Below are 12,965 nucleotides of genomic sequence, written 5' to 3'. Positions count from 1 at the left end.
TAAAGATCCTGTAAGCGGTGCGACTATTTTCTGTTAGCACTCACTTACTCAGCTTGCTGCAGATTTCTGATCATCTGCGAAAGTCAATCGCCTGCACAAAAAAATTACTGAAAAATTAGCAAATAAAGCGGTTGCACACCTTAGCCTCGGGTACTAGAATTAGGGCTATAAATTATTTGTGCACTATATATAGTAGTTTTTCTTGTTTTGCCTTTCTTGCTTCACATTCCCCTTTTTCGCAGCAATTGATTTAAAAATGAAGAAATAACACGGCCGTTTTCCGTGTAAAGCTAGTTTGTAATAAGGCGCAACATTCAGTTAACCCGAGCGTTTCATGATCGTCTGAGGTCATGAACGACTCAAGATATCACCGACTCCGGAGGTTCAATGCACTCTTCAATGGAAACATCAACGCCATCTCATTCCGATCTAAGCTCCGCAAGCGGCAACGCCGTTCAGGCGAGTGCTGGCAGCGGATACAGCGAGCACCGGGTTATTCGCCGGAATGGTGCCGTAGTTGGTTTTGAGCCGCAAAAAATTGCGATCGCGATGACGAAGGCATTCCTGGCCGTCAACGGTGGTCAAGGCGCAGCCTCTGCCCGTATCCGTGAACTCGTTGAGCAACTGACTTCGACGGTTGTTGCGGCATTGCTGCGCAGACAGCCAACCGGCGGCACGTTTCATATTGAAGATATTCAGGATCAGGTTGAACTGGCGTTAATGCGTTCCGGTGAGCATGATGTTGCCCGTTCTTATGTGCTGTATCGTGCAAAACATCAGGAAGAACGCCGCCTGCAACGCGAAGCGCAACAAGCCTCGCAGGCAAAACTGCCGCAAATCCATGTGGTTATTGATGGTGAAAAAGTCATCCTCGACATTGAAAAAGTTCGTGACCTTATTACTGCTGCCTGCGTTGGTCTCGACAAACTGGCGGATGCAGAAGCGATCCTGACTGAAACATTGAAGAACTTGTACGACGGCGTGCCTGTCGAGGAATTGCATAAATCAGCGATTCTGGCTGCGCGCGCTTTGATGGAAAAAGAACCAGCCTATAGCCAGGTGACTTCCCGCTTGCTGTTGCACACAGTGCGTAAAGAAGTCTTTGGCAAAGAGGTGGCTCAGCAGGATGCCGCCGCCGAATACATTCGCTATTTCCCGCAATTTATCCAGAAGGGTATTGCTGCCGAATTACTGGATACAAAATTGGCGGAATTTGATCTGGACCGTCTGGCAAAAGCATTGGTCGCTGACCGCGATCTGCAATTCAGCTATATCGGTTTGCAGACTTTGTATGACCGTTATTTCCTGCATGTCCGCGGCACCCGCATTGAAATGCCGCAGGCTTTTTATATGCGCGTGGCGATGGGCCTGGCGTTGGAAGAAAAAGATCGTAACGCCCGTGCCATCGAGTTCTATCACCTGTTGTCCAGCTTTGATTTCATGAGCTCGACACCGACACTATTTAATTCCGGCACACAACGTTCGCAATTGTCGTCCTGCTACCTGACTACGGTCTCTGATGATCTTGCCGGTATTTATGACGCGCTCAAAGAAAACGCTTTGCTGGCGAAATATGCCGGTGGTCTGGGCAATGACTGGACACCGGTACGCTCACTCGGCGCGCACATCAAAGGCACGAATGGTAAATCCCAAGGTGTGGTGCCGTTCCTGAAAGTGGTCAACGATACTGCGGTTGCGGTCAATCAGGGTGGTAAACGTAAAGGTGCAGTCTGCGCCTACCTCGAAACCTGGCACATGGATATCGAGGAATTCCTTGATTTGCGTAAGAACACCGGTGATGACCGTCGCCGTACGCATGACATGAATACCGCCAACTGGATTCCTGATCTGTTCATGAAGCGCGTGATGGAAAAAGGAGAGTGGACCCTGTTCTCTCCATCGGATGTGCCGGATCTGCATGATAAATTCGGTAAGGCATTTGAAAGTGCTTACCTCGCTTACGAAGCCAAAGCGGCTTCTGGGGAAATCGAATTGTCGAAAAAAATCCCGGCACTCGACCTCTGGCGCAAAATGCTGTCCATGTTGTTTGAAACAGGACATCCATGGATCACGTTCAAAGATCCTTGCAATATCCGCAGCCCGCAGCAGCATGTAGGCGTGGTGCACTCGTCGAATCTGTGTACCGAGATCACGCTCAACACTAACGAAAGCGAAATCGCCGTATGTAATCTGGGCTCGGTTAACCTGCCAGCGCACATGAAGAACGGCAAACTAGATCACGTCAAACTGCAAAAAACGATCCGTACTGCGATGCGTATGCTCGATAACGTGATTGATATTAACTACTACGCCGTACAAAAAGCACGCGATTCCAATCTGCGTCACCGTCCGGTCGGCATGGGTATCATGGGTTTCCAGGATTGTCTGCACATGATGCGTGTGCCATATGCGTCGAATGACGCGGTGCAGTTTGCCGACACCTCGATGGAAGCCGTGTGTTACTACGCTTATCTGGCATCGACTGAGCTGGCGGAAGAGCGTGGCACTTATAGCTCTTACAAAGGTTCGCTGTGGGATAGAGGTATTCTGCCGCAAGACTCATTGAAACTGCTGGCAGAAGAGCGTGGCGGTTATCTGGAAGCAGATTTTAGCGAAACCATGGACTGGACTGTGGTGCGTGATCGCATCAAACAATTTGGTATGCGCAATTCAAATTGCGTCGCGATTGCGCCGACTGCAACGATTTCTAACATCATCGGCGTATCAGCTTGTATTGAGCCGACCTATCAGAATCTGTACGTGAAATCGAACTTGTCCGGCGAGTTTACCGAGATTAATGAACACCTGGTGCGCGATCTGAAATTGCGCGGTTTGTGGGATGAAGTGATGATCGCCGATCTGAAATATTTTGATGGCAGCCTGGCACGTATAGATCGTATTCCACAGGATTTACGCGAACTGTATGCTACTGCGTTTGAGATCAGCCCGTCGTGGTTGGTCGAAGCGGCTTCGCGTCGCCAGAAATGGATAGATCAGGCGCAATCCCTGAACATCTATATGGCAGGCGCTTCAGGTAAAAAGCTGGATGAGACCTATAAACTGGCCTGGTTGCGAGGTCTGAAAACGACTTACTACCTGCGTACGATTGGCGCGACGCATACAGAAAAATCCACATCGAAAACTGGTGCGTTGAATGCGGTTGCGGTGGATGGCGGTGCGGGTGCATTCAGCGCAGCACCGGTTGCGGCAGCGCCAGCAGTCGCTCCTGAAGCAGAAGGTGCCGCTTGCTACCTTCGTCCAGGTGACCCCGGTTTTGAAGAGTGCGAAGCCTGTCAGTAATGCTGTTGGCGTTCAGACAGTAACTGACAGAAATACAGAACTAATCAATTAAACTTTAAGCGAACGATGTGAGGTATCCATCGTTCGCAATTTTCGGCACATTTTTGCTTATGCGCAAAGATAAAGTGTCATCTTGTAAGGAATAAAAATGTTATCTTGGGACGATGAAGCCACACCAGCGGCACCTGTAGCGCCATCAACTGTGCGGCCAGCAGGCAACGATGTACAAGCTGGTTTGCAATTACAGGAGGTTGCGTTGAATCCTCCGTTGGTAAAAAACACCGAATCAGCGGCGAGTGCAGAAGATATTGCACGTCGTGTGAACGCTGCCGACAAACGTATTATCAATGGCCAGACAGACGTTAACCAGCTGGTGCCATTCAAGTATAAATGGGCATGGGATAAATATCTGGCTGGTTGTGCGAATCACTGGATGCCGCAGGAAATCAATATGCAGCGCGATATTGAATTGTGGAAAAATCCAAATGGACTGACTGATGATGAGCGTCGTTTGGTGACACGTAATCTCGGTTTCTTCGTGACTGCAGATTCTCTGGCAGCAAACAATATTGTGTTGGGTACCTACCGCCACATTACTGCGCCGGAATGCCGTCAGTATTTGCTGCGTCAGGCATTTGAAGAAGCGATTCATACTCACGCGTATCAATATATCGTTGAGTCACTGGGTTTGGATGAAGGTGAAATTTTTAACGCTTATAACGAAATCGAATCCATCCGTGACAAAGATCAGTTTCTGATTCCATTCATCGATGTGTTGACGAACCCTGAATTTAAAACAGGTACGACTGAAGCGGATCAGACATTGCTGCGTTCGCTGATTGTCTTTGCGTGTCTGATGGAAGGGCTGTTTTTCTATGTTGGATTTACGCAGATTCTGGCGCTGGGTCGTCAGAATAAAATGATGGGTGCAGCCGAACAGTATCAATACATTTTGCGCGACGAATCGATGCACTGCAATTTCGGTATTGATTTGATCAATACGATTAAGATGGAAAATCCGCATTTGTGGACAGCGGAATTCAGAGATGAAATTAAATCGTTGTTTTTGCGCGCGGTGGAGTTGGAATATCGCTACGCAGAGGATACAATGCCGCGTGGAGTGCTTGGATTAAATGCGCCGATGTTCAAAGGATATTTACGCTTCATCGCAAATCGCAGAGCACAACAAATTGGTCTTGATGTTTTGTTCCCTCAGGAAGAAAATCCTTTCCCGTGGATGAGTGAAATGATAGACCTGAAAAAAGAGCGCAACTTTTTTGAAACGCGCGTGATTGAGTATCAAACAGGCGGAGCCCTCAATTGGGAGTAGCTGCTGAATAAGCGCCCCGGCCTCCTGAAAAGGGATACTCAAGGTTTGCACGAGATGTAAAACTCGAGAGGCCTCACCAAACTGAATGGACAGTCAAAGATTAAATTACTTGTACTGTTAGTGCCGCAATACCTGGCGAAATCGGGTATTGCGGTTTTTGGCTTTGTGCCTTGAGTTCTGTAACTAATATTGACGTACGCAGGTAGTGCGGGCGTTGCAGATCGATCGCTTCAGACGACGATCGCAGAGCGAAAGTTTGATGGCTGAAGTGCTGCATCATCGAGGGCATGCAGCAGTTCAGCCGGTGCCGAATTCATTAGCGCAAACATCGTTTATGTTTGTGCCCATGAATAATCCGCTTGAAAGGATAGAGCGGATTTAATTTTTATCCGATTTTTTCCATCTCTATCGAAGGAGAAACAAAATGGCAACAGCACCAAAAACGGCAGCGGGCGATTCCGCCTCTGCGAAAAAGACGACTGCTAAAAAAGCTGTCGCAAAAAAAGTAGCAGCGAAACCGGCAGTAAAAGCAGCTGCAAAGCCAGCAGCAAAAGCAGCGGCCAAACCAGTGGCGAAGAAAGCCGTCGCTAAAGTGGCAGCGAAGCCAGCAGCGAAAAAAGTAGCAGCGAAACCAGCAGCAAAAGCAGCGGCTAAACCAGTAGCGAAGAAAGCCGTCGCTAAAGTGGCAGCGAAACCAGCAGCGAAAAAAGTAGCAGCGAAACCAGCAGCAAAAGCAGCGGCCAAACCAGTAGCGAAGAAAGCTGTCGCTAAAGTGGCAGCGAAGCCAGCAGCGAAAAAGGTAGCAGCGAAACCAGCAGCAAAAGCGGCGGCCAAACCAGTAGCGAAGAAAGTTGTCGCTAAAGTGGCAGCGAAGCCAGCAGCGAAAAAGGTAGCAGCGAAACCAGCAGCAAAAGCAGCGGCCAAACCAGCAGCGAAGAAAGCCGTCGCTAAAGTGGCAGCGAAGCCAGCAGCGAAAAAAGTAGCAGCGAAACCAGCAGCAAAAGCAGCGGCTAAACCTGCCGCTAAACCAGCTGCAAAAAAAGTAGCGGCGAAAAAGGCTGCTCCAGCGAAGCCAGCGACTCCTGATGCAAAAACGGTCGTTAGCCCGAATGCTGCGTGGCCATTCCCAACTGGCAATCGTCCAGCGTAATTTTGTGCTACTTGGTTGCCTGACCTTATTCAGGCACAATACCCACTATGTGATGATTCACCTGGTGGGTTTTTTTTGAGGATAACTTGTGCTGCATGGAATTTTTACCTTCGTCATCGATATCCTGACTGGTTTTTTTGCCGGCTTTTTGCTGTTACGTTTCTGGATGCAAGTACAACGGGTCCGTCCCCCTGCTGGTTTAGCACAGGCGATTTTTCAGATCACAGATTGGCTGGTACATCCGATACGACGTGTCGTTCCGGGATTTCGTGGCTACGATTGGGCAACGATGGTCGGCGTTTTTCTGACCGCGTTGTTGTCGATGGTATTGGATTTCTGGTTGTTATCCGAAGTCTCATTCAGTGCGATTTTGCTGCTCACAGTATTTCGTGTGTTGCAGTGGGTACTGTATGGTTTGATGGCTCTGCTGGTGCTTGAGGCAATTTTCAGCTGGGTGAATCCACATGCGCCATTGGCACCCTTTATCCGGGCGTTGAATGAGCCCTTGTTGTCACCGTTCCGCAAGGTATTGCCTGCATTGGGCGGTCTCGATTTTTCGCCCTTGCTGGTGTTGATTTTATTGCAGATATTGAGCCGGGTGCTCAATGAGTTGATGCCTCGCTTGTTGATGCTATAACCGGATATCTTAGTTTTCCGGTCTGGCGGTCGATTGACGGATAATCAGCTGCGACCTTAGCATTTCCCGTCGTAACGGAAGGGTAGGATTCGTAATTCTGGCGACCAGAACCTGCGCGGTGAGTTGTCCTATATCGTGTTTCGGTTGTGCGATGGTCGTCAATGGTGGCGTGCTGAATGAGGCCAGTGCAATATCGTCGTAGCCGATGACAGAGAGCTGTTGCGGTATTTTTACGCCAGCTTCATTTGCTGCACAGATGCCGCCGATGGCCATCAGATCATTGCTGACAAAAATCGCCGTCGGTCTTTCAGGTAAGGCCAGTAACTGTTTAAATGCATTAAATCCGCCCTGGCTGGTAAAGTCACTATGGATCAGATATTCAGTGCGGAATTCCAGTTTCGCTTCGGCTAAAGCACGTAAATAACCTGTGACCCGCCCACCGCTCGGCAGCAGCGTGTCTGGTCCGGCAACGCAGGCAATCCGGCGATGTCCTAATCCTATCAGATAGCGGGTCGCATCATAGCCGCCCTGTACGTGATCCGCTTCAATTAAATCTGCCGCAACGCCTGCCACTTCACGGTCAACCAGCACTTTCGGGATGCCTTCATCAGCCAGTAATTTTGTTAATTCTTCGTCGGATCCTGATGGCACCAGAATCAGGCCATCGATACGTTTTTCCATCAGTACGCGGATATACGCTGCCTGTCTTTTCGGGTCATCATCAGAATTGCACAAAATAATGTTGTAGCCGAGTTTGAATGACGCATCTTCTATGCCCTGGATCACTTCGGCAAAATAGGGATTCGAATTATTCGGAATCATCATGCCGAGAGTATGGGTCCGGTCATTTTTTAAACTGCGTGCAACGGCGCTGGGGATGTAGCGTAATTCTTTGATGACAGAGAGAACACGTTCACGGGCATCATCGCTGACAACCCGGGTATTATTGATCACATGCGAAACGGTAGTCGTTGATACGCGCGCTTTTTCCGCGACCTGCTTCATTGTTGCCATAAAAATTCCTGCTTTTCGATGATGAGATTATGACGCAGGATAACGGTAGCGGTTAAAATTTTTGCAAACATCCAGAAAGGATTTCACATGCATGATCTGATGATCCGGAATGCTCATTTGCCTGATGGGCGCAGCGGTGTCGATATTCTTGTGCGGCAGGGCAGGATAGAAGTAATAGCGGAACGCTTACCGAAGATAAGTATTCCTGAAATTGATGCAAACGGGGATTTGCTCAGCACGCCGTTTGTTGATGCGCATTTCCATATGGACGCCGTGCTTTCATACGGTTTGCCACGCGTGAATCAGTCAGGAACGCTGTTGGAAGGAATCGCTCTATGGGGCGAACTCAAACCAATGCTGACGCAGGAAGCGCTGATTGCCAGAGCAATCGAATATTGCGACTGGGCGATCGCCAAAGGCTTGCTGGCGATACGTACCCATGTCGATATTTGTGACGATCGTTTGCTGGCTGCAGAGGCTTTACTGGAGGTGAAGCGGCAGGTCGCACCGTATATCGATTTGCAGTTGGTGGCATTTCCGCAGGATGGCTTGTTACGTAGCCCGACTGCATTCGATAATCTGAAGCGCGCGATTGCGATGGGAGTGGATGTGGTCGGCGGTATTCCACATTTTGAGCGGACTATGGCGGAGGGCGCTGAATCTGTGCGCCTGCTATGTGAGTTCGCCGCAGAAAAAGGTCTGCGCGTTGATATGCATTGCGACGAATCCGATGATCCCTTGTCACGTCATATAGAAACGCTGGCCTTTCATACTCAGCGTCTGGGTTTGTACAACCGGGTGACAGGATCGCATCTGACATCAATGCATTCCATGGATAACTACTACGTCAGTAAGTTGTTGCCTCTGATGCGTGAAGCAGGTGTCGCCGCCATTGCCAATCCCTTGATCAATATTACTTTGCAAGGCCGTCACGATACTTACCCGAAACGTCGCGGCATGACGCGGGTGCCGGAAATGCTGGCGGCGGGAATCGATGTGGCTTTCGGGCATGATTGCGTGATGGATCCCTGGTATAGCCTGGGGTCTGGTGACATGCTGGAAGTGGCGAGTATGGGCTTACATGTTGCACAGATGACCGGTCAGCAGGCGATGCGGCAGTGTTTTGATGCCGTGACTAAAACGCCCGCCAAAATCATGGGGCTGGACGGCTATGGTTTGCAGCCGGGTTGCTTTGCTGATTTCGTTATTCTTGATGCTGCCAGCAGTATCGAGGCATTACGTTTGCGCCCGGTGCGACGCTACGTGATTAAACGCGGCCAGATCATCAGTGAAACACCAAAACAGGAAGCACTGCTGCATTTATCCGGCAGAGAAACGCGGGTGAGTTTCAGAAGGCAAGGGGATGGAAAAGGCGCGTAAAAAAGGAAGGAAAAAACAGGACTCTGAATATTCACGCGGCTGACAGGCTATTTTTGCTCTGTCAGCCGCGTAAATATTAGGAGTTACAGTTTTGAAAATGCCTGTTTTGCTGCTGCTATCGTCGTCTCAATAATCGCGTCGTCATGCGCGATCGAAACGAAGCCGGCTTCAAACGCTGATGGTGCGAGATAAACACCAGCATCCAGCATCAGATGGAAGAAGCGGTTAAATTTATCTTTGTCCGTCGCCATCATGGCTGCATAGGAGTCGGGAATCTGCGCGGCGAAATAAAGGCCAAACATGCCGCCGACCGCATCGGCACAGAAGTCAAATCCTGCTTGCTTCCCTGCCGCAGTCAGACCATCCGCGAGTTTGCGGGTTTGTGCGGTTAATTGCTCGTAAAAGCCAGGTTGTTGGATGATCTTCAATGTTGTCATGCCCGCCGCGACGGCGACCGGGTTGCCTGACAAAGTCCCCGCCTGATAGACTCCGCCGAGTGGTGCCATGTGCGCCATGAGATCTGCGCGCCCGCCAAATGCCGCGACCGGTAAGCCGCCACCGATGACCTTGCCCATACAGACCAGATCGGCCTGTATTCCGAACAAGGCTTGCGCACCCTGTAATCCGACGCGGAAGCCGCACATCACCTCGTCAAAAATCAGCACACTGCCATGCGCAGTACAAAGGCGGCGCATGGTTTGCAGGAATTCTGGGGTGGCACGGATCAGATTCATATTGCCTGCAACTGGCTCAACAATAATGCAGGCGATCTGGTCACCGATCGATTGAAATACCTCTTCCAGTTGCTGGCTGTTGTTATAGTCGAGCACCAGCGTATGTTTGCTGAAATCTTCCGGAACACCGGCCGATGTCGGGTTGCCGAAAGTCAGCAAGCCGCTGCCAGCCTTCACTAACAACGAATCGGCGTGGCCGTGGTAGCAACCCTCGAATTTAATAATTTTGTCGCGTTTAGTCGCGCCGCGGGCGAGGCGCAAAGCGCTCATCGTCGCTTCTGTTCCACTCGATACCAGGCGAATTTGTTCTACCCCTGGAACGATGTTGCAGATTTCTTCCGCCATCAGCACTTCGCCCTCTGTCGGCGCGCCAAAACTCAGTCCGCGGGCAGCTGCTTCCTGAACGGCTTGCACCACATCTGGGTGCGCATGGCCGACAATCGCTGGCCCCCAGGAACCGATATAGTCGATGTAACGCTGATCTTCTGCATCCCAGAAGTAGGCGCCTTCAGCGCGGGTGATAAAGCGCGGCGTGCCGCCGACAGAGCGAAAAGCTCTGACTGGAGAATTGACGCCACCGGGAGTTGTTTTTTGTGCGCGTGCAAACAGGGTTTCGTTTTTATTCGTCATGATAGAAAGGGTAATTGATTCGGATGATGTTGCCGCTGGATGATGTATCCATACAGCGTGTATTCAGTGTTCTGGTTCTCTCGCCCAGAAATAGCGGTCAGGAATCAGCTTTCCCATACCTAATTGCTGCGCGTGGCTTACGGCTGCCATGGTAAATTCCTGTGCTTCCATTACTGCCTCGGGGATTTCAAGACCCGTTGCCAGTAAGGCTGTAATTGCAGCCGAGAGCGTTGACCCGGCTCCGGCATGAGAGCCTGGCACGCGTTGCCAGACGTCTCTTCTGACGACGCCAGATTCGCTGAACAGCGTATTCGCGACTTCTCCGTTGTTGCACGGTGTTCCGGTGACAAAAACATATTCACAGCCGGAATCAATTAACGCCATGGCATCTGCTGTTAAGTCTTCCGGTTCTGCATTTTCCTTCCAGGTTTCTGCCAGGCGTGACAGTTCCACCGCTGAAATGAGTAATAAGGTCGCTTGTGGGATTAATAATTCCCGTATAGATAAAGTCAGATCTTCCGCATCGGGAATGTGATCCGTGATGGCGGTATTAAATGGATCCAGAATCAAGGGCATTTCTGGATAATCGGAGACGATCTCGGCAATGGTCGTGACGTTATCCACACTGCCGACCTGGCCAACTTTAATCGTGAGTACAGGCATATCTTCCAGTACGGTTCTGGCCTGTTCGTCAATCAGATCCGCATCCAGAGGGTGGATACCGTCGATCTGTGAAGTGTCGCCGGTGAGTATGGCGGTCACAACCGGTAATCCGTGGCAGCCCATTGCGGCAAATGATGCCAGATCTGCAAATAGTCCCGTTGCACCGACCGGGTCAGAGGCGCCGAAACTAAGAATAATGGGAGAAATTTGGTTTTGCACGTTTGGTAGATTAATATAGGCAACCTTAACGAGCCAGGGACGGTTCGAAAAAGAAAAATTACACAGGAGAATGCAAGCTTTTGTAATTTTATGCAGGATATTTAATATTTTACTTGATTGAAGGATTTTAGTCGTGAGTGATAGTGCTGGCGAAAAGCCACAGTATAAAACATGGATGTGTCTGATTTGTGGCTGGGTTTATGATGAAGAACAAGGTTCCCTCGAAGATGGCATTCCTGCCGGCACTTTATGGGATGATGTACCCATGAACTGGACTTGTCCTGAATGTGGTGCTCGTAAAGAAGATTTTGAAATGACAGCAATTTGATGGGAATGTGTCTTTTAGACTATAAAAGTGTGTCTTTTTGGCGATACGGAATGTTTATTCCAGGGAAATAAACGCCAGATCGAAATTTTTTTTGTTAAAGTGGTAGCTTGCTATTTTTCTGTCGGGAAGATGATTTTATGTCAGCGTTGGCAAGCAATGAAAACTTGAAAATCATGGTGATTGACGATAGCAGCACGATACGTCGATCGGCAGAGATATTCCTCGGACAAGCTGGTTATACAATCGTCTTGGCGGAGGATGGTTTTGACGCACTCGCAAAGATTAACGATTCTCATCCTGACCTGATTTTTTGCGATATTCTGATGCCAAGGCTGGATGGTTATCAAACTTGTGCTTTGATAAAGAAAAGTGTCAAATTCAGGGATACACCTGTCATTATGTTATCTTCCAAGGATGGACTGTTTGACAGAGCGCGCGGCGCCATGGTCGGTTCTGATGAATATCTGACCAAGCCTTTTACAAAAGATAGTCTTTTGAGAACTGTGCGGAATTACACGTCCGATACACAGGAAAAATAATTCAGTTTTATGTGAGGAATTAGCGAATGGCTATTCAAAAAATATTAATAGTAGATGACTCTCCTACAGAGCGTTATTTTTTAACAGAAGTTTTGGTTAGAAATGGCTTCTCTGTATCTACCGCTGAAAATGGCGAGGAAGCCCTGACAAAAATTAAGGCAGATAAACCACAGTTGATTCTGATGGATGTCGTGATGCCTGGGCAAAATGGTTTTCAGATCACGCGTGCTATTGCCAAAGATCCGGAAACACAGGATGTGCCAATTATTATCTGTACCAGCAAGAATCAGGAGACAGATCGTATCTGGGGTTTGCGTCAAGGCGCCAAGGATTACCTGGTAAAGCCGATTGACCCACAAGAGTTGTTAGCAAAAATTGCCGCTCTTAGTTAACGATCCGCAGATAGCCTGCTTGCCTCTATTTATAAGAAATACCCGGATAGCCTCATGACTAAGACTTTGAGTGACTCTGCTGCCAACCTTGAAATTACCAAGTCAGACAGTGGCGTGAGACGTACGCGCTTGCGTGAGTTTCAGGCGCAGTTGGTTGAGCGTATGCAGGCTGCGCAGCGTGGCGGCTTCTCCAAGCTTAGTCAATTGGGGATTATTATCGGGCAGCAGCGTTATTTGCTTGATCTGCGGGAAGCTGGCGAAATTGTTAGTGCCACATTATTAACCAACGTCCCGTTAACCAAGGATTGGTACGTGGGATTGTCAAATATCCGCGGTAACCTGACCAGTGTCGTTGATTTGTCGCGGTTTCAGGGCTTTGAACTGACCAAACTCGATAATTCTTGTCGCATCGTCGGTTTTGCACCGTCGTTGGGGTTCAATAGTGGTTTGCTGGTATCGCAGGTTCTGGGCTTGCGTAACCTTGCTGAGATGGAAGAGATTGCATCTGGTGAGACTGACGGGAATAGTCAGGAATGGTTGCAAAGACGGTTTCGTGACCGTGATGGTAATGTGTGGCATGAACTTAGCCTGGCTGCGTTGGTGCAGAATCAGGATTTTCTGCATATAGGTTTATAGTCAGTGCTTCACT

Annotated in this window: 12 protein-coding genes; 9 read left to right on the top strand and 3 right to left on the bottom strand. The window is 49.3% G+C overall.

Annotated features, from left to right (window positions below; all coding sequences use genetic code 11):
* Positions 1 to 387: 387 nt before the first annotated feature.
* From Undi14_RS07370 to Undi14_RS07355, 4 genes are all read left to right on the top strand, one after another.
* Positions 388 to 3,300, top strand: coding sequence for a ribonucleoside-diphosphate reductase subunit alpha (locus tag Undi14_RS07370; protein ID WP_200179043.1), 2,913 nt, complete (start codon positions 388 to 390; stop codon positions 3,298 to 3,300).
* A gap of 148 nt (positions 3,301 to 3,448) precedes the next feature.
* Positions 3,449 to 4,630, top strand: a complete 1,182-nt coding sequence (locus Undi14_RS07365) for a ribonucleotide-diphosphate reductase subunit beta (protein WP_200179041.1) — start codon at positions 3,449 to 3,451, stop codon at positions 4,628 to 4,630.
* A gap of 424 nt (positions 4,631 to 5,054) precedes the next feature.
* Positions 5,055 to 5,780: a histone gene (locus Undi14_RS07360; protein ID WP_200179039.1), complete on the top strand. Its 726-nt coding sequence runs from the start codon at positions 5,055 to 5,057 to the stop codon at positions 5,778 to 5,780.
* 88 nt (positions 5,781 to 5,868) lie between these two features.
* On the top strand, positions 5,869 to 6,417 hold the full coding sequence (locus Undi14_RS07355; RefSeq protein WP_186882836.1) for a YggT family protein: 549 nt from the start codon (positions 5,869 to 5,871) through the stop codon (positions 6,415 to 6,417).
* 9 nt (positions 6,418 to 6,426) lie between these two features.
* On the opposite strand, the gene Undi14_RS07350 is transcribed toward Undi14_RS07355, so the two are convergent.
* Positions 6,427 to 7,431, bottom strand: coding sequence for a LacI family DNA-binding transcriptional regulator (locus tag Undi14_RS07350; protein ID WP_186882837.1), 1,005 nt, complete (start codon positions 7,429 to 7,431; stop codon positions 6,427 to 6,429).
* A gap of 87 nt (positions 7,432 to 7,518) precedes the next feature.
* Between Undi14_RS07350 and Undi14_RS07345 the strand changes: the two genes are divergently transcribed.
* Positions 7,519 to 8,811 carry an amidohydrolase family protein gene (locus Undi14_RS07345; protein ID WP_200179037.1) on the top strand — a complete coding sequence of 431 codons (1,293 nt, stop codon included), beginning with the start codon at positions 7,519 to 7,521 and terminating at the stop codon, positions 8,809 to 8,811.
* Positions 8,812 to 8,894: 83 nt separating this feature from the next.
* Here the strand turns inward: Undi14_RS07345 and hemL are convergent, their stop codons facing one another.
* Positions 8,895 to 10,175 (bottom strand): glutamate-1-semialdehyde 2,1-aminomutase, encoded by a 1,281-nt coding sequence (gene hemL / locus Undi14_RS07340; RefSeq protein ID WP_200179035.1) that lies wholly within the window; start codon positions 10,173 to 10,175, stop codon positions 8,895 to 8,897.
* A gap of 63 nt (positions 10,176 to 10,238) precedes the next feature.
* On the bottom strand, positions 10,239 to 11,057 hold the full coding sequence (locus Undi14_RS07335) for a hydroxymethylpyrimidine/phosphomethylpyrimidine kinase (RefSeq protein WP_200179033.1): 819 nt from the start codon (positions 11,055 to 11,057) through the stop codon (positions 10,239 to 10,241).
* 175 nt (positions 11,058 to 11,232) lie between these two features.
* On the opposite strand from Undi14_RS07335, the gene Undi14_RS07330 reads away from it, so the two are divergent.
* From Undi14_RS07330 to Undi14_RS07315, 4 genes are all read left to right on the top strand, one after another.
* Positions 11,233 to 11,385, top strand: coding sequence for a rubredoxin (locus Undi14_RS07330; protein ID WP_200179279.1), 153 nt, complete (start codon positions 11,233 to 11,235; stop codon positions 11,383 to 11,385).
* A 137-nt stretch (positions 11,386 to 11,522) separates the two neighbouring features.
* Positions 11,523 to 11,924: a PleD family two-component system response regulator gene (locus Undi14_RS07325; RefSeq protein ID WP_186882841.1), complete on the top strand. Its 402-nt coding sequence runs from the start codon at positions 11,523 to 11,525 to the stop codon at positions 11,922 to 11,924.
* 26 nt (positions 11,925 to 11,950) lie between these two features.
* Complete coding sequence (locus Undi14_RS07320) at positions 11,951 to 12,316, top strand: response regulator transcription factor (RefSeq protein WP_186882842.1); 366 nt, start codon at positions 11,951 to 11,953, stop codon at positions 12,314 to 12,316.
* Positions 12,317 to 12,370: 54 nt separating this feature from the next.
* On the top strand, positions 12,371 to 12,952 hold the full coding sequence (locus Undi14_RS07315; RefSeq protein WP_190479003.1) for a chemotaxis protein CheW: 582 nt from the start codon (positions 12,371 to 12,373) through the stop codon (positions 12,950 to 12,952).
* Positions 12,953 to 12,965 lie beyond the last annotated feature (13 nt).

The organism is Undibacterium sp. 14-3-2, assembly GCF_016595265.1.
Taxonomy (GTDB): Bacteria; Pseudomonadota; Gammaproteobacteria; order Burkholderiales; family Burkholderiaceae_D; genus Undibacterium; species Undibacterium aquatile.
This window is presented reverse-complemented; position numbering and strand designations above follow the sequence as displayed.

Bases quoted from the DNA above. Each gene is read 5' to 3' on its own strand.
- Undi14_RS07345 (WP_200179037.1), top strand. From the start codon at position 7,519: ATGCATGATCTGATGATCCGGAATGCTCATTTGCCTGATGGGCGCAGC.
- Undi14_RS07365 (WP_200179041.1), top strand. From the start codon at position 3,449: ATGTTATCTTGGGACGATGAAGCCACACCAGCGGCACCTGTAGCGCCA.
- Undi14_RS07320 (WP_186882842.1), top strand. From the start codon at position 11,951: ATGGCTATTCAAAAAATATTAATAGTAGATGACTCTCCTACAGAGCGT.
- Undi14_RS07360 (WP_200179039.1), top strand. From the start codon at position 5,055: ATGGCAACAGCACCAAAAACGGCAGCGGGCGATTCCGCCTCTGCGAAA.
- Undi14_RS07330 (WP_200179279.1), top strand. From the start codon at position 11,233: ATGTGTCTGATTTGTGGCTGGGTTTATGATGAAGAACAAGGTTCCCTC.
- Undi14_RS07370 (WP_200179043.1), top strand. From the start codon at position 388: ATGCACTCTTCAATGGAAACATCAACGCCATCTCATTCCGATCTAAGC.
- hemL (WP_200179035.1), bottom strand. From the start codon at position 10,175: ATGACGAATAAAAACGAAACCCTGTTTGCACGCGCACAAAAAACAACT.
- Undi14_RS07350 (WP_186882837.1), bottom strand. From the start codon at position 7,431: ATGGCAACAATGAAGCAGGTCGCGGAAAAAGCGCGCGTATCAACGACT.
- Undi14_RS07315 (WP_190479003.1), top strand. From the start codon at position 12,371: ATGACTAAGACTTTGAGTGACTCTGCTGCCAACCTTGAAATTACCAAG.
- Undi14_RS07325 (WP_186882841.1), top strand. From the start codon at position 11,523: ATGTCAGCGTTGGCAAGCAATGAAAACTTGAAAATCATGGTGATTGAC.